This window comes from Gemmatimonas sp. (genome assembly GCF_027531815.1).
In the GTDB taxonomy this organism is placed as follows: domain Bacteria; phylum Gemmatimonadota; class Gemmatimonadetes; order Gemmatimonadales; family Gemmatimonadaceae; genus Gemmatimonas.
Map to the genome: position 1 here is coordinate 483,019 of NZ_JAPZSK010000006.1, position 18,159 is coordinate 501,177.

An 18,159-nucleotide genomic window follows, 5' to 3' on the forward strand; every position below is an offset into this window, starting at 1 on the left:
CTGACAGTCCCGGCGCCTGCAGGTGTACACTTTTCTTGACACTGCGGTTTCCTCGCGCGAGCTTAGCTGCTGTGAATCCCCCCGAGCAGGCGCTGTCCGCGCCCACCGTTCCGGCCGCCGATCGCCCACGCGCGACGGCCGATCTCGCCCCGGTTGCTTCGGCAACCGTCCGTGCGCCGGCGCCCTCGTGGTTCGAGCGCGTGCGCGATCGCTGGTACAAACTGGTTGCGACCGATGAGTTCCAGCGCTGGAGTGCGCGCTTTCCGCTCACGGCTCCCATTACGCGCTACCGGTCGCGAAAGGTCTTCGACCTGGTCTCGGGGTTCGTCTACACGCAGACACTCTATGCCTGCGTGGAGATCGATCTCTTTGACTACCTGTCCGATGGGGCCCGCACCATCGAGGAGATCGCCCACCACGGCGAGATGCCCATCCCGAGCGCCGAGCGCCTGCTCAATGCGGCTGCGTCGTTGCGCCTGCTGATCAAGCGCCGGCACGGCCGCTATGGGTTGGGGCCGTTGGGGGCTCCGCTGGTGCGCAACGTCGGGGTCACGGCGCTCATCCGTCATCACAAGATGGCGTATCACGACCTGGCCGACCCTGTCTCGCTGCTGCGTCAGGGCTCCAACTTCCGTACGGAGCTGTCGCGCTACTGGTCGTACGCCGACGCCCCGCGGCCGCAGGCGATCGACGATTCGCGGGTTGCCGCCTACTCGGAAATCATGGCGGCCACCCTGCCGCCGGTGGCGCACGATGTGCTCGACGCCTACGACCTGTCGAAGCACGACTGCCTGCTCGACGTTGGCGGAGGGGAGGGAGCATTCCTGTCGCTCGTGGGCGCGCGGCATGCGCGGCTGCAGCTGCAGCTGTTCGACCTGCCGGCCGTGGCGTCGCGCGCCCGTACGCGACTCGAACAGATCGGCCTGGGTGACCGGGTGCAGTGCTACGGGGGCAACTTCCACGCGGACTCCCTCCCCACGGGCGCCGATGTCTGCTCGCTGGTGCGCGTGCTGCTCGACCACGACGATCTGTCGGTGCTGCGCTTGCTGCAGCGGGTGCGGGCCGCGCTCCCCAAGGGCGGGGTCCTGCTCATCGCCGAGGCGCTGGCGGGCGCCAAGGGCGCCGAGACGGTGGGCGACGCCTACTTCTCGTTCTACCTCATGGCCATGGGCAAGGGGCGCGCGCGCCGGGCCTCCGAGCTGCACCAGATGCTGCAGACGGCCGGGTTCCGGAGGAGCCGCGAACTTCGCACCCGCTTCCCGATCCAGACGGGGCTCATCGTGGCGGAAGTCTAGGGCGCGATGGCCGAACCAGGGCGCAGGGCGAAGGGATCAGGGGGAAGGCCGTAGGACCCCGCCTTTCCCCTTCCGCCTGACCGTCTTCCCCCTGCTCCTCGTTAGGAAGCTCGGTCCGAACCGTCCTATCAGTCTCGGACCCCATACCCGAACGATTATCTCTGGTTATTGACAGCAACCACTGTCAACTTCACTGTACACTCGTGAACACCCTCGCCGTAGTCTTCGAAGAACCGACGAAACTGTCCGTCCGCGAACTGACGCTCGTCGAACCCACCGCCGCCGATGTCGTGGTGGCCATGCAGTACTCCGGCATCAGTACCGGTACCGAGAAGCTGCTCTTCACCGGGCGCATGCCCCCCTTCCCTGGTCTCGCCTATCCGCTGGTCCCCGGCTACGAAGGGGTGGGGCTCATTGTCGAGGCGGGAGCCGAATCCGGACGTGAGCCGGGGCAGCTGGTGTACGTGCCCGGCTCCAAGGGCTTCAACGAAGCCCGCGGCCTGTTCGGTGGACAGGCGTCACGCGTGGTGGTGCCCGGTGCCAAGACCATCCCGCTTGCCGATCATGTGGGGGAGCAGGGGGCGCTCTTCGCCCTCGCGGCCACGGCGCATCACTGTCTCGAGCCCGATCCGGCCAACCACCTCGACAAGCTGCCCGGGCTCATCGTGGGGCACGGTGCCCTCGGCCGTCTCATTGCTCGCCTCTGTGTCCTCTACGGCGCGCCGGCTCCCACCGTGTGGGAAACCAATCCCATTCGCATGGACGGCGCGCGCGGCTATGCCGTCATCCACCCCAACGACGACACCACGCGCGGCTACCAGGTCATCTGCGACGTGAGTGGCGCCGACGGCATCATGGATTCCCTCGTCAACAAGCTCATGCCGGGCGGCGAGATCGTCCTCGGCGGCTTCTACAGCGAACCGGTGTCGTTCACCTTCCCGCCCGCGTTCCTGCGCGAAGCGCGCATCCGCATTGCGGCGCAGTGGAAGGAGCAGGACCTCACCGCCATCACGGCGTTCGCCAACAGCGGACGCCTCGACCTCGATGGCCTCATCACGCACCGCGAACCCGCGGCGCGTGCCGCCGACGCCTACGCCACGGCGTTCGGTGATCCCCACTGCGTCAAGATGATCCTCGACTGGAGATCTGCTGCATGAGCGAGAACGGTCTGCACCAGCTGCACAAGAATATCCGCGATGAGGCCTCGTCGGATGTCGACACCGTGCACACGGGCCCGGTGACCAAGGAGACGCAGATCATCGCGATCTACGGCAAGGGCGGCATCGGCAAGAGCTTCACCCTCGCCAATCTCTCGTACATGATGGCGCAGCAGGGCAAGAAGGTGCTGCTCATCGGCTGCGACCCGAAGTCCGACACCACATCGCTGCTCTTCGGTGGCAAGGCCTGCCCCACCATCATCGAAACCTCCAGTCGCAAGAAGCTCGCCGGGGAGGCGGTCTCCATCTCCGACGTCTGCTTCAAGCGCGACGGCGTGTACGCCATGGAGCTGGGCGGTCCCGAGGTCGGGCGCGGCTGCGGCGGGCGCGGCATCATCCATGGGTTCGAAACGCTCGAGAAGCTCGGCTTCCACGACTGGGGGTTCGACTACGTGCTGCTCGACTTCCTGGGCGACGTGGTGTGCGGCGGCTTTGGCCTGCCCATTGCGCGCGACATGTGCCAGAAGGTCATCGTGGTCGGCTCGAACGACCTGCAGTCGCTGTACGTGGCCAACAACGTCTGCAGCGCGGTCGAGTACTTCCGCAAGCTGGGCGGCAACGTGGGCGTGGCCGGCATGGTCATCAACAAGGATGACGGCACCGGCGAAGCGCAGGCGTTTGCCAGCAACGCCGGCATTCCGGTGCTCGCCGCGATTCCCGCGCACGAGGACATCCGCCGCAAGAGTGCCAGCTACGAGATCATCGGCAAGCCCGATGGCGAGTGGGGCGCGCTCTTCGCCGAGCTCGCGCAGAACGTCGCCGACGCCCCGCCGGTACGCCCCAAGCCGCAAACCCAGGATCAGCTCCTCGGCCTCTTCTCGGCCGAAACCACCGGGCGCGACTTCGTGATGGAGCCGGCCACCATGTTCGACATGGTCGGCAAGGAAGAGATCGTGAAGCCGACGCTCGAAGTCGTCTACGACACCGTCTGAGGCCTGCGCGATGTCCAACGAGAAGGAAGTCGTCTACGACGACGTTTCTGAGGTGCCCATGCTGAACGACGCCGACGCGCCGGGCGGCATGGGGTGCGCTCCGAGCGGCCCGTCGGGGAAGGCACTGCCCGTGGTGGACGGCAAGGCGGTGAACATGGCCGCCACGCAGGCCGATGGCCTGGGCTGCCACTCGGGCAAGGAGCAGATGCTCGAGGCCGCGCGCGCCGCCGGCAAGAGCGACGTGCTCGATCGCTACGCTGCCGACTATCCGAAGGGGCCCCACGATCAGCCGCAGAGCATGTGCCCCGCCTTCGGGTCGTTGCGCGTGGGACTGCGCATGCGCCGCACCGCCACCATCCTCAGCGGCTCGGCCTGCTGCGTGTACGGGCTCACCTTCACGAGCCACTTCTACGGCGCGCGTCGCACGGTGGGCTACGTGCCCTTCAACTCCGAGACGCTCGTCACCGGCAAGCTGTTCGAGGACATTCGCGACGCCGTGTATCAGATGGCCGACCCGGCGCTGTACGACGCCATCGTGATCACCAACCTGTGTGTGCCCACGGCGTCCGGTGTGCCGCTGCAGATCCTCCCCAAGGAGATCAACGGCGTGCGCATCATCGGCATCGACGTGCCGGGCTTCGGTGTGCCCACGCACGCCGAGGCAAAGGACGTGCTCGCGGGCGCCATGCTCAAGTACGCGCGCCTCGAGGCCGAACAGGGGCCCGTGCAGGCGCCGCGCGCCGGCCGTTCGCAGAAGCCCACTGTCTCGCTCATCGGCGAGATGTTCCCGGCCGATCCCGTGGGCATCGGCATGATGCTCGACGGGCTCGGTCTCGCGGCCGGCCCCGTGGTGCCCACCCGGGAGTGGCGCGAGCTGTATGCGGCGCTCGACTGCGTGGTGGCGGCAGCCATTCACCCGTTCTACGTGGCCACCTACCGCGAGTTCGAAGCGGCCGGTCGCCCCATCATCGGCTCGGCGCCGGTGGGCTACGACGGCACCGAGGCGTGGCTCGAGCACATCGGTCAGGCCGCGAACGTGTCGCGCGAGCAGATCGACGCCGTGAAGAACCGCATGCTCCCCGCGATCAAGGGCGCGCTGTCGGCGATGCCCATCAAGGGCCGCATCACGATGTCGGGCTACGAAGGCTCGGAGCTGCTGGTGGCGCGCCTGCTCGTGGAGAGCGGCGCCGACGTACGCTACGTGGGCACCGCCTGCCCGCGCACCCCGTACAGCGATGCCGATCGCGAATGGCTCGAAGCGAAGGGGGTGCACATCCAGTATCGCGCGTCGCTCGAACAGGACTGCGCGGCCATGGATGAGTTCAAGCCCGATCTCGCGATCGGCACCACACCGGTCGTGCAGAAGGCCAAGGAGCTCACCATTCCGGCGCTCTACTTCACCAATCTCATCTCGGCGCGTCCGCTCATGGGTCCGGCCGGTGCCGGCTCGCTGGCACAGGTGGTGAACGCCGCCATCGGCAACAAGGTGCGCTTCGACGAGATGAAGGCGTTCTTCGGCGACGTGGGCAGCGGCTTCAAGGCCGGTGTGTGGGAAGACGTGCCGCAGGACAAGCCGGAATTCCGCGAGCACTACAAGCGCCACATCGCGAAGCTCGCGCGCGCCCGCAAGGCCGAGGAGATGGTCTGAGATGACGCTCATCCTCGATCTCGATCGCGCCGGCGGCTACTGGGGCGCGGTGTACGTGTTCACCGCCATCAAGGGCATGCAGGTCGTGATCGACGGCCCGGTGGGGTGCGAGAACCTGCCGGTGACCTCGGTGCTGCACTACACCGATGCCCTGCCCCCGCATGAGTTGCCCATCGTGGTCACGGGGCTCGGCGAAGAGGAGCTGGGCCAGCACGGTACCGAAGGCGCCATGAAGCGGGCGCACAGCACCCTCGACCCCGAACTGCCCAGCGTGGTCGTGACGGGCTCGATCGCCGAAATGATCGGCGGTGGCGTGACGCCGGAAGGCACCAACATCCAGCGCTTCCTGCCGCGCACCATCGACGAAGACCAGTGGCAGGCCGCCAACCGTGCCCTGTACTGGCTGTGGACGGAGTACGGCCTCAAGAAGGGCGTGCGTCCCAAGCGCCGCGAGAAGCAGCCCGGCGACAAGCCGCGCGTGAACATCATCGGCCCCATCTACGGCTACTTCAACACGGCCAGTGACCTGCACGAGATCCGTCGCCTGGTGGAAGGCATCGGCGCCGAGATCAACATGGTGTTCCCGCTGGGGAGCCACATGCAGGACATTCCGCGGCTGGTGGATGCCGACGTGAACATCTGCATGTACCGCGAGTTCGGCCGCATGCTGTGCGAAGATCTCGAGGTGCCCTTCCTGCAGGCGCCCATCGGTCTCCACAGCACGACCAAGTTCCTGCGCACGCTCGGCGACCTGCTGGGGCTCGATCCCGAGCCGTTCATCGAGAAGGAGAAGCACACGACGATCAAGCCGCTGTGGGATCTGTGGCGATCGGTCACGCAGGACTTCTTCGGCACGGCGAGCTTCGCGATCGTGGCGAACGAGACACACGCCCGCGGCATCCGGCATTTCCTCGAGACGGAGATGGGTATGCCCTGCGCGTTCAGCTTCGCGCGCCGTCCGGGCGTGAAGCCGGACAATCAGGCGGTGAAGGACGCCCTCAAGGCGAAGCCGCCGCTCATCATGTTCGGCAGCTACAACGAGCGCATGTATCTGGCGGAACTGGGGTCGCGTTCGATGTACATCCCGGCGTCCTTCCCGGGGGCGATCATTCGCCGGCACACGGGTACCCCCTTCATGGGCTACAGCGGGGCCACGTACATCGTGCAGGAGGTGTGCAACCAGCTGTTCGACGCGCTCTTCCACATCCTGCCGCTGGGCACGGAGATGGACAAGATCGACGCCACCCCGGCGCGCCTGCACCAGGAGTTGCCGTGGGACGACGAGGCCAAGGCGACGTTCGACGAGCTGTGCGAAGGGTTCCCCATTCTCATTCGCATTTCGGCGGCGAAGCGGCTGCGGGATGCGGCGGAGAAGGATGCGCGGGAGCTTGGCGACAGTGTCGTGACCCGCGATCACGTGCTGGCCAGCCGGCGTACGCTGCAGGGAGCCACGGCGTAATGCGGCTCCTTGCAGGGTGCCCCGCCCACGGGGTCCGGTAGGGTCGAACGCGCCAGCGGACCGAGGGTCCGCTGGCGCGTTTGCGTGGTATGTTTTGCCGCGTTGTTGGCGGCTAGTCGCCGTTCCCGCACAGGGCGTGAACGATCACCTCCGGCCTTTCTTCCGGCAGCAGGTGCCCTCCCTCCTCCACGGTCAGCGTCACCCCCGGAATGCGCGCCACGGCGCGACGCAGGGGGGCGAGTGGAATCCAGCGATCTCCGCGCGCGGCGATGAGCTGCACGGGGGTGCGCAGCACGCCCACGTCGCGAAAGAGCGCGGGCAGGTCCCAGCGCGCCATCATGGCAATGGCCGCGTGCACGTGCGCGGGGCGGGAGCAGAGCTGGCGATAGCGGGCGGCCTGCGGGGCGGTGAGCGTGGTACCGGTGCTGCCGAGCATGCGCTCGATGAGGCGGGTTTGTGCGGCCAGACGGGCGGTGGTGCCGGCCACGGCCTCGGTTTCGAGCACGAGCCCCAGCACGGGCGCAATGAGCGCCACATACCACGCGGGCGGGGACACGAGCGCCGGGCAGACGCCCAGCAGCCGCTCGGGCGCCAGGTAGCCGTCGAGTATCATGCGCAGCAACACGGACACGCCGGCAGAGTGCCCCACGACCACTTGCGGCCGCACGCCGATGCCATCGAGCAGGGCGTGCAGCAGGCGCGACATGCCGGCCAGGCTGTAGGGATTGCGGGTCCGTTCGACGCTGGCCGGGACCTCGGTGAAGCCGTGACCGGGGAGATCGATGTTGACCACGTGATAGTGGCCGTGGAGGGCGGGTACGACGCCGGCCCAGGAGTGGGTGCTGCCCCCGGTGCCGTGCATGAGCACGATCGTGGGGGCGGCATCGGGGGGGAGTCCCGACCGCTGGAGGTGCCACGTGAGGCCGTCGCACGCCTGAAATTGGGAGTACTCGCGGAGCGGCCAGTCCAGAGGGATCATGTCGGGAATATGGTGATTTTGGGGTGTTATGAAATTGATGCGTCAGAAACCGTAAATTCTTCTTGACGCATTGAACCGTAAGGTCCAGTTTACACCCCGTAGTTCAAGACTCGCTGCCCGTTACTCGGGTGGCATCCCAGCCGCGCGGGCGGAGCGCGGTAGCATCAGTCAGTTCCTTTGGAGGCAGAGATGTCGGAAAAGGGCGGAATGACCGAGGAAGAGGCGCGTCGCTTCCACGGCTACATGGTGACCGGCACCATGGGCTACATCGTTGTTGCTGCGGTCGCGCATTTCCTGGCGTGGTCGTGGCGTCCGTGGTTCTAACCCTCTGATTCTCGAGCAGGAGAACACATGCACAGAATTTGGATGGGACACGACCCGAACATCATCATGAGCGCGCTCGGATCGTTCCTGGTTGGCGCGGTACTCGTGATGCACATCTGGGCCTACGGGCAGTTCAACTGGCCTGCGACGCTGAAGGCGAAGTACGCGCCGTTGACCGCGCAGGCCGCCACCAAGTAAGGAGTACCCATGCATCGCATCTGGTTGATGTATGACCCGCGGCGCGTGCTGGTGGCCATGGTTGGCTTCCTGGCGGTGCTTGCGCTGGTCATTCACTTCATCCTGCTCAGCTCGCAGCGTTACTCGTGGATCGAAAACGGGACGCTCGGTGCTGATCAGGCGCCCGTCGGGGCGTCGGCTCCGGCGGCGGCGGCAGAGATGTCGCCGCTCCCGCCCGGCCGGTAAAACGTCGCGCGTCGTCGCCGGGCTGGCGTTTCGCACGTGTCAGTGCGACGCCAGCCCCGGCCGACGCAAAACGTTCGCATTTTCCTAGGCAGTTGCTGGCAGTTCCCTGGTAATTCGCAGCCGCAATTCCCCCCGCTGCCTTTTCTCTGCGCGTCCGGAGATATCGCCCATGGCGATGCTGAGCTTCGAGAAGAAGTATCGTGTCCGCGGTGGTACGCTGATCGGCGGAGATCTTTTCGATTTCTGGTTCGGTCCGTTCTACGTGGGCTTCTTTGGTGTCACGACGATCATCTTCGTCACGCTTGGCACGCTGTTGTGCGTGTGGGGCGCGGCGATGGGGCCGACGTGGAACCTGTGGCAGATCAACATTGCCCCGCCCGACCTCAAGTACGGGCTCGGCCTCGCGCCGATGCGTGAGGGGGGCTTGTGGCAGATCATCACCTTGTGCGCCATCGGGGCCTTCGGCTCCTGGGCGTTGCGTCAGGCCGAGATCGCCCGAAAACTCGGCATGGGCATGCACATCCCGTGGGCGTACGGCGGTGCCGTACTGGCCTACGTGACGCTGGTCGTCATTCGTCCGCTGCTGCTGGGCGCGTGGGGACATGGCTTTCCGTACGGCATCTTCTCGCACCTGGACTGGGTGTCGAACGTGGGGTACCAGTACCTCCACTTCCACTACAATCCGGCGCACATGATCGCCGTGACGTTCTTCTTCACGAACTGCCTCGCGCTCGCGATGCACGGCTCGCTCATCCTCTCGGTGACCAATCCGCCGAAGGGTACGCCCGTCGGAACGAGTGAACAGGAGAACGTCTTCTTCCGCGACCTGGTCGGCTACTCGATCGGCGCAATCGGCATTCACCGCCTTGGCCTGTTCCTCGCGGTCGGCGCGGCGGTCTGGAGTGCCATCTGCATCGTGATCTCCGGTCCCTTCTGGACGAAGGGCTGGCCCGAGTGGTGGAGCTGGTGGCTCAACCTCCCAATCTGGAAGTGAGGCCCGGTCACCATGCTTGAATACCAGAATCTGTTCACGCGCGTCCAGGTCCGGACGCTCCCCGAAGCGGGGATCCCGATCGACGAATCGACGGGTACGCGGTACGGCACCCCCACCTTCTCGTATCTCGCCGGCAAGTTCGGCGACGCGCAGATCGGCCCGATCTATCTGGGCTGGGCCGGGGTGCTGTCGCTGATCTTCGGCTTCATCGCCTTCGAGATCATCGGCCTCAACATGTGGGCCTCGGTGGGCTGGGATCCGGTGGAGTTCATCCGCCAGCTTCCGTGGCTGGCCCTCGAGCCGCCGCCGCCGCAGTACGGGCTGCGCATCCCGCCGCTCAATCAGGGTGGCTGGTACCTCATGGCCGGCTTCTTCCTCACCCTGAGCATCATCCTGTGGTGGGTGCGGGTGTACCGCCGGGCGCGTGCCCTGCAAATGGGCACGCATCTCCCATGGGCCTTCGCCAGCGCGATCTTCCTTTACTCCACGTTCTTCTTCCAGCCGCTGCTCGTTGGCAGCTGGAGCGAGATGGTGCCCTTCGGCATCTTCCCGCATCTCGACTGGACGGCGGCGTTCTCGATCCGCTACGGCAACCTGTACTACAACCCGTTCCACGCCCTCTCCATCGCCTTCCTGTACGGCTCCGCCGTGCTCTTCGCGATGCACGGTGCCACCATCCTGGCCGTGGCCCGCATGGGCGGTGAGCGCGAAATCGAGCAGATCACCGACCGCGGCACGGCGGCCGAACGCTCGATGCTCTTCTGGCGCTGGTGCATGGGCTTCAACGCCACCATGGAGTCGATCCATCGCTGGTCCTGGTGGTTCGCGGTGCTCACCACCTTCACGGGCGGTATCGGCATCCTCCTCACCGGCACCGTGGTCGACAACTGGTACCTGTGGGGTGTGAAGCACGGCCTCGTGGCGCCGTACCCGGCGCAGAACCAGCTCACGCCAGAACAAGCCGACCTGCTGCGCGGCCGGTATCAGGGCACCGCCCCCGATTCCTTCCCGTCGTATGTCGTGCCGCAGAACGCGACCATGCCCGATACGGCGGAAGCGCCGGTTGCCGTGGATTCCCTCATGGCCGACTCGCTCAAGGTCGACTCGCTGAAGACCGATTCCACGAAGTCGGGAGGTGTCCAGTGAAGTCCGCACGTCGATGGGTCACCACGGCCGGCCTCCCCCTTGCCCTGCTGTCCCTCGGGGCCTGTGGCGACGCGGCCGTGGACACGGTCCAGGTGGGGTACCGCGGTACGGCCATGGAGCAGAACTACGACCACGGCGATCTGAAGGCCAAGTTCGCCCAGGTCAAGATTCCACAGAGTCCGCCGCCGGCCGGGGAATCACCGCCGGGCCCGCTGCCGTGGAAGAACGTGCAGGTGCTCAACGACATCAGTGTGGCGGAGTTCAACCGCACCATGATTGCCATGAGCACCTGGGTGGCGGGCACGGGCAACTGCGCCTACTGCCACAACGTCGCCGCCTTCCAGGACGACACGCTGCCCAACGGCAAGCCGCTGTACACCAAGCTGGTCGCCCGCCGCATGCTGCAGATGACGCGGCAGATCAACGGGCAGTACTCGCAGCACGTGAAGAACACCGGCGTGACCTGCTACACCTGCCACATGGGCAAGCCGTTGCCCAACGGCCTCTGGTTCTACTCGAGCCAGACCGACTACCTGCGGCACTACCTCGACCGGGATGGCGCGCGCGTGATCAGCCAGACCGTTGCCCCGGCCAGTGTCAACCGCAGTTCGGTCAAGCAGACGGAGTGGACGTACGCGCTCATGATCTCGCAGTCGCGCTCGCTCGGGGTGAACTGCACGTACTGCCACAACAGCCGCCAGTTCTCCTCCTGGCGGGAAGCGCCGCCGCAGCGTGTGACCGCCTACCACGGCATCCTCATGCTGCGCGACGTGAACCAGAACTACCTGGCGCCGCTGCAGCCGGTCTATCCCGCGGTGCGCCTTGGCGCCATGGGCGATGCGCCCAAGGCCCAGTGCGTCACCTGCCACAACGGGGCGTACAAGCCGCTGTACGGGGCCCAGATGACCAAGGACTTCCCTGCCCTCTGGGGACGCGCCGACTGGAACGGAGCCCCCTTCCCGGGGATCATGACCATGGCGGCGGACACCACCAAGCGTGACAGCACCGTGGCCACTCCCGTGGCCGCGCCAGCACAGCGTACCAGCGCCAAGACGGCGCCGGCCGCACCGGTGGGTATGAACTGACCCGCACGTTTCAGCTCCGCGCATAGGGCCCCTGGCCCGCCGTGCGGCCAACCCCGCGGCGCCTCACCGGCGTCGCGGGGTTACTGCTTCCCGCATGGCAGAAACCGCCACCCGCCCTCGCGCATTCATCGTGCGTTGACCCGGGGTGTCCACCGACCCCCGGGCGTTCTTGCCCGTTTCACCCTTTCCCTCCGAGTCCTGCCGTGTCTACGCGCCGACTGCCCGTGTACATCCTTGCCGACGTATCCGGTTCGATGCAGGGTACCCCCATCGAATCGGTGAAGTCGGGGATCCGCCAGCTGCACCGCGACCTGCTGGGCGACCCGCAGGCCATCGAAAGCGCGTACCTCTCGGTCCTCACCTTCTCCAACTCGGCGCAGCAGCTGGTGCCGCTCACCGAAGTGGCAATGTTCAACCCGCCCGACCTGGTGGCGAGCGGCTCCACGAACTTCGGCGACGGCCTGCGACTCCTCCTCGAGAGCTTCGACCGCGAGATCATGCGCACCACCGCCGAGCAGAAGGGCGACTGGCGTCCGCTGGTGTTCATCCTCTCCGACGGCGCCCCCACCGATGTGGACTGGCCAGTGTACGCGCAGCAGCTGCGGGAGCGGCGCCCGGCCAACATCATCGCCGTGGCCTGCGGCGATCAGGCCGACGTCGAGGCGCTCAAGCAGGTCACCGAGATCGTCATCCAGATGCAGGACATGTCCCCCGATGCGTTCAAGGCCTTCTTCCGGTTCGTGTCGGCCAGTGTGAAGCAGACGAGCGCCAAGGTCGGGGCCGTGGCCGATGGGGGAAGCATTACGCTGCCGCCGCCGCCACCCGGCATCACGATCGTTCCGTAAGGCACGATCCGCAGTACCGTGGAATCCACTCCCCGCCCTGACGACACGCCGTCCGAGTCCGCTGCCACCGAGGTCGCGCCCGTCCGTCCCACGTGGAAGGCGGTCGTGCCCACCACCCCGTGGTGTCCCGACGAATGGCGCGAGCATCTCGAGCGGCTCGCACCGGGACTGCCTCACCGCGGACAGGCAGCGGCCGCACACGAGGCCACCGGCGTGCAGCTGCGCGCGGCGCCCTGGTCGCTGCTGCTCTCCTCGCGACGCGGACGGCTGCATGCGCACCGCGGCGAGCACCGCGAGGACGCCGGTCACCTCGTGCACTTTCACGACGGCTGGTGCGCGGCCGTGGCCGACGGCGCCGGCTCGGCGGCGTACAGCCGCCTCGGCAGCGCGCTCGCAACCCACACGGTCACGCACGCCCTTCGCGAGGCGCTGTCGCACGGCAGTGCGCCGGCCGCCGCGCTCGGTCCGGCCATGCGGCAGGCCGCGCAGGTGGTACACGACCGGCAGCGCGCGTTCGCGACCCATGCCGCCCTCGCCCCCCGTGACCTGCGCACCACGCTGCTCGTGGCCGCGCGGCATGGCAGCACCCTCGCCGTGATGCAGGTGGGGGACGGAGCCATGGCCGTGCTGCACGACGACGGAACCATGTCCCACCCGCAGGCAGCCGCCACCGGCGACTACTCCGGCGAGGTCGCGCACTTCCTGCCCGACGACGGCGCGCTCGACGTGCTGCAGACCTCGTTGCGCCTCATGCCGGCCACCAACGTGGCGGCGGTGCTGCTCGCCAGCGACGGCGTGGAGGACCCGTGGTATCCGTTCACCCGCTTCGCCAAGCCCCTGGTGCAGCTGCTTGCCACCGGGCGCCATGCGGAGTCCGACGCCGCCATGCCGGCGTCGCTCGTGCCGGCATGGACCGACTCGGTGCTGGGCGCCGCCGACCCCGTGCACGCCCTGGCCGAATGGCTGGCCTTCGAGAAGCGCGGCGAAAACGACGACCGTACGCTGTGCCTCGCGTACACCGATGCCTTCGTGGCCACGGCCGGCGTGCGCCCCGCGGGCGCCTGATCATGGGTACCGTGCACTGCCGCCTCACCGACGGGCGCACGCTGCAGCTGGACGATGAACCGGTGGGCACCGGTGCGGAGAAGCGCGTGTTCCTCACGCGCGATCGACAATTTGCCGTGGGGTTCTACTATGGCACGCTGAGCGACCGGCGCGAACGGGTCGATCGGCTGACGCGCATTCTGACCAACTACAATCCCACCCTGGCGGCCAACGGCGCGTACTGGTCGCCGTACTTCTGCTGGCCGGTGGGGATGGTGGATGGCGCGCAGGCCATCCCGCTGGCGTTTGCCCAGCGGCAGCAGCTGGTCTGGCCCCCCCTGGCCGTCGTCACCCCCACCTATCGCGGCAACTTCTACTTCAGCGATCGCTTCGGCAGCAAGCAGGAGAAGGAGGTGCGCTGGTTCACCGGCGGCAAGGCCTCGAAGTTCGTGCCGCAAGCGGAAACGGGAACGTTGCTCACGCGCTTGCAGGTGGCGGTGCGGCTCTCGCGGGCCGTGCGGCGGTTGCACATGGCCGGTCTCGCCCACGCAGACCTGTCGAACAAGAACGTGCTGGTCGACCCCAAGGGGGGCGATGCCTGCATCATCGACATCGATTCACTCGTGGTGCCAGGCGTGGCGCCGCCAAGTGTGCTCGGCACCCCGGGCTACATCGCGCCCGAAGTGCTCGCGAACAAGGCCCAGCCCAGCATCGCCACCGACAAGCATGCCTTGGCGGTGCTGCTGTATGAACTGCTGCTGCAACGCCATCCGTTGCAGGGCAAGCGCGTCAACAGCACGCGGTCGGCCGAGGAGGATGAGCAGCTGTCGATGGGGGCACGGGCGCTGTTCATCGAGCACCCCACCGACCGCCGCAATCCGCCGCACACGCCCATCACCGTCCCCTTCTCCCGACTGGGGCCGCATCTGGCGCAGTGCTTCACCCGTACCTTCGTCGATGGCCTGCACACCCCGGGCAAGCGCGCCGATGCCGCGGAGTGGGAGGCGGCGCTGTATCGCACGATGCAGCGGCTGCATCCCCTGCCGAGCGGCAAGTGGACGCTCGTGGGCTCGGGGTTGCCCAACGCGTCACTCGCCGGCGACGAACGGGTGTCGGGGCCGGTGCTGGTGGCGCATCTGTTGCGCGATACGCCGCAGGGGGTGGTCGACGAGCAGGACCTGTTCGTGCTGTTTCATCACCTGGCGCTGCATGACTGGCACCTGCGTGTGGGCACGCTCCCCAACGAGAAGGCCGACCGCACCGCCCGTGGGTACGTGGCGCAGCACGCGGGCAAGTGGTGGATGGTGAACACCAGTGACACCCCGTGGCACGTGGTGGACGGGCCGTCCATCGGCCGCAATGCGTCACTCGAGCTCGTGAGCGGTCTCACGGTGCGCATCGGCGACGAATTGCCCGCGCGGGTGTTGCGCATCGGTACGCTGTAGGTTGCCGTAGCCCGTCGGGGGCGCCCCGTCGGCGCACCGACGTGGTGTCCCGTTCGTCTCCCCAGGTCATGTCCACTGCTTCGTCCACCGATGCCTTCGCTCGCGTTTGCGCCGCCCTCGTGACGGTGTGGCCGGGCATGGCGGATCCGGCCGCACCAACGCGCGCCGAGGTAGGGCGTGTGCTCGACGAGTGCGGCAGCGACTATCGGCCGCTGGTGGAACTGGTCATCGACCTGGGCCGTGTGGTGCGCCCGCCGCTGGCGTCGCTGCCGCCGCAGACCGCTGGCTCGTGGGTCCATGCACGGGCGCCGCTGGTGCACCGGCTGGTATCCACGCGCTATCTCCAGCCCGATGTGGCACGCTGGGCCGTGGACGTCTGGGGGCAGTTGCTTGGCATCGTGCCGTCGAGCGTCGTGGCCCCGCCGGCACTCGAGGCAGCCAGTGCGCCGGGGGCGACCGCGGCCGCGGGCGCGGCGGCCACCCGGCCTGCCCGTGCAACGGCACCCTCCGCTCACGTCGCCGCGCCTCAGCCACGCGTGCTCACGCCGCAGCAGGTACCGGCGGCCCTCAAGCAGACGCCAAGCTGGGCCGGCGGCCCGGTGTCCTTCCGGGTAGGGCAGAAGCCCAAGGCCGCCACACTCGCGGCGATGGCCCAGAGCGGCCGGGTGGTGGTGCGCGGCGCGCCGGTCTCCGGGCCGCGTTTTCAGCCGGCGGAGCGGCGAGCGGCGCTGATTCTGGCAGTGCTGCTCGTGATGATTACCATCGGGCTGCGCAACGCCTTGCGGAACCGCCCCGATGTCACCACGCCGGTGGCCGCCGTTCCGGTGGCCGCCTTTCCAGTGGCCGCCGTTCCGGTGGGCGAGGGCGCACCGGCACCTGCCGCCCCTGCCCCCGCCGTGAAAGCGGGCGCGGCAGCGGCAGCAGCGCCTCCGGTGGACACCAACGCGGAGGCCTCACCGGAAGCGCGCGATCGGCTCGCCATGCCGGGCGGGAACGCCTTCCCGCCCGACCTTCCGGTGCGCGAAACCGGTGTGGCGGGGCGCTACGTGGTCAGGCAGCGCGTACGCGATGTGAGCGGCAGCACCAGTTGCGACGCCGTGGCTCAGGCCCTCGCGAGCGGGCGCGAATCGGAGGAGCGCGTGGTGCACACGCCCGGAGCGCCCACCTTCGTCCTGAGCACACGGCGCGTGGCAGGAACGCTCGACCGCGACGGCACGTTTGTCTCGGAACCGCGGGCCGGCACCACGAACAACGTGAACTGGCGCTTCCAGATGCGCGGCCGGTTCGGGCCGGATGGCTTCACCGGGGAGAGCGTAACTCACACCGATGCCATTCTCCGTTGGGGCAAGATTCAGACGTGTGTCGTGACTGCCGACCTGACCGGGCGCCGACGCCTGCCGTGAGGGGCGCGGGGGCGTGATGGGCTCGCCCCTCGATCCCCGGGTGCGCATGCGTGATGCGCTGCGCACCCTCGTCGACGAGAGCCCTGCCCACTGGGACGCGCCCTCGCTGTTCGTGCTCCGCAACCGGTTGCTCGATCACACCGGGAGTGATGCGCGCCCCCTGGCCGAATTCCTCATCGAAGCGCTGCGACGCGGCTGGCGCGACCGGTTGCCGTCGGGCGCGGTGGATACCGGGCGCTTCGACGCCATGGTTGCCCCCTTCGTGCTGCAATGGAGCAGCGAACGGTTCGTGCAACCCGAGATGGCCCGGTGGGCGGTGGAGTCGTGGGCGTACGCGTTGCGGGTCATCGACGAGTCGCAGGTACGCGTGGCCCCGCCCCCCAAGCGCGAGTCCATGGCGGCGATGGCCGCGCGGCTCAACGCCGGTGCGGCGGTCGCGGGCGCGCAGGCCGCACAGGCGGCGCGGGCCGTGGCCGCCGCCATGGCCGGCACGCCAGCAGCCGCTGCTCCAGGACCGCGTGCGCGCGGCGGCGCCGGAATGGCCAGCAAAGGGCTCCAGCAGCCCGCTGGAGCCCGCGGAACGCCGCGCAGCACCGTTGCCCCTCCCGCGCGCTTCAATCCGTCCTACACGCCGCGAACGCGCTCTGGAGGCGGTGGGAGCAGTGTGCCCGCGTGGCTTCCCAAGGCGCTCTTCGCCACCATCTGCGTCATGGCGCTGGGGATCGTGACGCGCGTGGCCGTGGTCACTGTGACCGGCGATACGCCGGGGGACGAGCTGGTGGCACAGGCCGCGGCGGGCGCCGCGCCCCCCGGTCAGCCGGCGAGGCTCTCCGGCGCGCCGGCCAACAGCCCGTCGGCGGCAATGTCGGCGCCCATGCCCTCGCTCGAGGACACCGAGGTGACACGTCCGCTCGTCTCCACCGCCGATGTGCCGGGTGAGCCGGTGAGGCGTTCCGCTGGCCTGTCCCTGCCGGGCGGCGCCGTCGCCACCGGAGCGGGGGGCTTCCCCACCGTGCCCGACCGGCGGCTTCCCACCGGCGCCGATCCCACCAGTGCGCGCACCGTGTCACCGGCGCTCACCGGCGGCGTGACGATTCTCGCGCCGGAGAAGCCGGGCGTCCCCTCCATTACGCGCGGGCTGCTGGCGACCGGCGCCGACAGTGGGCGCATGGTCTTCGTGCAGCCGGCACGTCGCGCCGCCGGCGAAGGGCGTCGCATGCAGACCCCGTCCTCGGCCACGCCCATCACCTACGACGAATTGCACTTCGTGAGCGGCGAGACGATGCGCGGGCGGGTGGATGTGGTGCGCGCCGGCACGGTGATCTTCCGCGACATGCGCACGGGGCTGCGTCACGAGTACCGCAAGGACGACATCGCCGAGATCATCACCGAGTTCGGCACCGTGGTGCGCTTCCGCGCGGAACGCGCCACCGCCACGGCGGCCCGCGGGCCGGGAAAGCCCCCCACCCTGGGGGCTGCGGGCGCCAGGGCCGCGGAGAGGAGCGCACCCGCGAGCGGGGTGCGTGCCCGCGGCGTGGCGGGCCGGTATCGCATTCGGTACGCCGCGGCTTCCGCGGTGGGCTCGCCCGAATGCACGCAGGTGTGGACCCGCCCCCCCAACGCCGAGGACATTGCCGTGGTCACGCACCTGCCGGGGGCGGACACCCTCGCCGTGGCGTTTCAGGGGGGCGACCTCTTCCCCTCGAACGTGGACCCCGACGGCTACTTCGCCAGCACCTTCCGCATTGTGCCCGATCAGGCGCGCACCATGACGGCGCTCACGACGCGGTTGAACGGGCGATTCGACGCGGGCGGTGCGCTCGATCTCACGGTGAACATCGTGTTCTACCGGCGCCTGCGCACGGGCGAAATGACGTGCAACGTGACCGTCAAGGCGGCGGGGCAGCGCGAGAAGTGAGG

General features: G+C 68.2%; 16 protein-coding genes and 1 pseudogene. 16 read left to right on the forward strand and 1 reads right to left on the reverse strand.

The genetic code is table 11. The features are described 5' to 3' along the window. The first annotated feature begins 71 nt into the window (after window positions 1-71). The 5 genes from O9271_RS09600 (at window position 72) to bchZ (ending at window position 6,551) form a co-directional block, all read left to right on the forward strand. Window positions 72-1,295, forward strand: coding sequence for a methyltransferase (locus O9271_RS09600; protein WP_298268765.1), 1,224 nt, complete (start codon window positions 72-74; stop codon window positions 1,293-1,295). A gap of 203 nt (window positions 1,296-1,498) precedes the next feature. After that, a complete protein-coding gene (gene bchC / locus O9271_RS09605) occupies window positions 1,499-2,452 on the forward strand; it encodes a chlorophyll synthesis pathway protein BchC (RefSeq protein ID WP_298268768.1) in 954 nt (317 codons plus the stop codon). Next, window positions 2,449-3,444: a chlorophyllide a reductase iron protein subunit X gene (locus tag O9271_RS09610; RefSeq protein ID WP_298268771.1), complete on the forward strand. Its 996-nt coding sequence runs from the start codon at window positions 2,449-2,451 to the stop codon at window positions 3,442-3,444. Before bchC ends, O9271_RS09610 begins: the two co-directional genes overlap by 4 nt. Before the next feature lie 154 nt (window positions 3,445-3,598). Further along, complete coding sequence (gene bchY / locus O9271_RS09615) at window positions 3,599-5,092, forward strand: chlorophyllide a reductase subunit Y (RefSeq protein ID WP_343213892.1); 1,494 nt, start codon at window positions 3,599-3,601, stop codon at window positions 5,090-5,092. Window position 5,093: 1 nt separating this feature from the next. Then, window positions 5,094-6,551 carry a chlorophyllide a reductase subunit Z gene (gene bchZ, locus O9271_RS09620; protein WP_298268777.1) on the forward strand — a complete coding sequence of 486 codons (1,458 nt, stop codon included), beginning with the start codon at window positions 5,094-5,096 and terminating at the stop codon, window positions 6,549-6,551. 112 nt (window positions 6,552-6,663) lie between these two features. Here bchZ and bchO read toward each other — a convergent pair whose 3' ends face one another. Continuing rightward, window positions 6,664-7,530 (reverse strand): alpha/beta fold hydrolase BchO, encoded by an 867-nt coding sequence (gene bchO, locus O9271_RS09625; protein ID WP_298268780.1) that lies wholly within the window; start codon window positions 7,528-7,530, stop codon window positions 6,664-6,666. Between the two features lie 189 nt (window positions 7,531-7,719). On the opposite strand from bchO, the gene pufB reads away from it, so the two are divergent. From pufB to O9271_RS09680, 11 genes and pseudogenes are all read left to right on the forward strand, one after another. Beyond that, window positions 7,720-7,854: a light-harvesting antenna LH1, beta subunit gene (pufB, locus tag O9271_RS09630; RefSeq protein WP_298268783.1), complete on the forward strand. Its 135-nt coding sequence runs from the start codon at window positions 7,720-7,722 to the stop codon at window positions 7,852-7,854. 27 nt (window positions 7,855-7,881) lie between these two features. Next, complete coding sequence (locus tag O9271_RS09635; RefSeq protein WP_298268786.1) at window positions 7,882-8,052, forward strand: light-harvesting protein; 171 nt, start codon at window positions 7,882-7,884, stop codon at window positions 8,050-8,052. Between the two features lie 9 nt (window positions 8,053-8,061). Next, on the forward strand, window positions 8,062-8,277 hold the full coding sequence (pufA, locus tag O9271_RS09640; protein WP_291262573.1) for a light-harvesting antenna LH1, alpha subunit: 216 nt from the start codon (window positions 8,062-8,064) through the stop codon (window positions 8,275-8,277). 169 nt (window positions 8,278-8,446) lie between these two features. Continuing rightward, entirely contained in the window at window positions 8,447-9,271 is an 825-nt protein-coding gene (pufL, locus tag O9271_RS09645) for a photosynthetic reaction center subunit L (RefSeq protein WP_291262572.1), read from the forward strand. A gap of 12 nt (window positions 9,272-9,283) precedes the next feature. Then, window positions 9,284-10,189: pseudogene (gene pufM, locus O9271_RS09650) on the forward strand (photosynthetic reaction center subunit M); the annotation flags it as partial. A gap of 224 nt (window positions 10,190-10,413) precedes the next feature. Further along, window positions 10,414-11,502, forward strand: coding sequence for a photosynthetic reaction center cytochrome PufC (gene pufC / locus O9271_RS09655; protein ID WP_298268791.1), 1,089 nt, complete (start codon window positions 10,414-10,416; stop codon window positions 11,500-11,502). Between the two features lie 203 nt (window positions 11,503-11,705). Next, window positions 11,706-12,347 carry a VWA domain-containing protein gene (locus O9271_RS09660; RefSeq protein ID WP_298268794.1) on the forward strand — a complete coding sequence of 214 codons (642 nt, stop codon included), beginning with the start codon at window positions 11,706-11,708 and terminating at the stop codon, window positions 12,345-12,347. Window positions 12,348-12,365: 18 nt separating this feature from the next. Beyond that, window positions 12,366-13,412, forward strand: a complete 1,047-nt coding sequence (locus O9271_RS09665) for a PP2C family serine/threonine-protein phosphatase (RefSeq protein WP_298268797.1) — start codon at window positions 12,366-12,368, stop codon at window positions 13,410-13,412. Window positions 13,413-13,414: 2 nt separating this feature from the next. Further along, the gene (locus O9271_RS09670) at window positions 13,415-14,836 is read left to right on the forward strand and encodes a lipopolysaccharide kinase InaA family protein (RefSeq protein ID WP_298268800.1); all 1,422 of its coding nucleotides are present in this window, start codon (window positions 13,415-13,417) and stop codon (window positions 14,834-14,836) included. A 68-nt stretch (window positions 14,837-14,904) separates the two neighbouring features. Further along, window positions 14,905-16,239, forward strand: a complete 1,335-nt coding sequence (locus O9271_RS09675) for a hypothetical protein (protein WP_298268803.1) — start codon at window positions 14,905-14,907, stop codon at window positions 16,237-16,239. A 13-nt stretch (window positions 16,240-16,252) separates the two neighbouring features. Further along, complete coding sequence (locus O9271_RS09680; protein WP_298268805.1) at window positions 16,253-18,157, forward strand: hypothetical protein; 1,905 nt, start codon at window positions 16,253-16,255, stop codon at window positions 18,155-18,157. Window positions 18,158-18,159 lie beyond the last annotated feature (2 nt).

Coding starts and splice junctions, on each gene's coding strand:
- pufB (WP_298268783.1), top strand. CDS start 7,720: ATGTCGGAAAAGGGCGGAATGACCGAGGAAGAGGCGCGTCGCTTCCAC.
- O9271_RS09670 (WP_298268800.1), top strand. CDS start 13,415: ATGGGTACCGTGCACTGCCGCCTCACCGACGGGCGCACGCTGCAGCTG.
- bchY (WP_343213892.1), top strand. CDS start 3,599: ATGGCCGCCACGCAGGCCGATGGCCTGGGCTGCCACTCGGGCAAGGAG.
- O9271_RS09610 (WP_298268771.1), top strand. CDS start 2,449: ATGAGCGAGAACGGTCTGCACCAGCTGCACAAGAATATCCGCGATGAG.
- bchZ (WP_298268777.1), top strand. CDS start 5,094: ATGACGCTCATCCTCGATCTCGATCGCGCCGGCGGCTACTGGGGCGCG.
- O9271_RS09635 (WP_298268786.1), top strand. CDS start 7,882: ATGCACAGAATTTGGATGGGACACGACCCGAACATCATCATGAGCGCG.
- pufL (WP_291262572.1), top strand. CDS start 8,447: ATGGCGATGCTGAGCTTCGAGAAGAAGTATCGTGTCCGCGGTGGTACG.
- pufA (WP_291262573.1), top strand. CDS start 8,062: ATGCATCGCATCTGGTTGATGTATGACCCGCGGCGCGTGCTGGTGGCC.
- O9271_RS09675 (WP_298268803.1), top strand. CDS start 14,905: ATGTCCACTGCTTCGTCCACCGATGCCTTCGCTCGCGTTTGCGCCGCC.
- bchO (WP_298268780.1), bottom strand. CDS start 7,530: ATGATCCCTCTGGACTGGCCGCTCCGCGAGTACTCCCAATTTCAGGCG.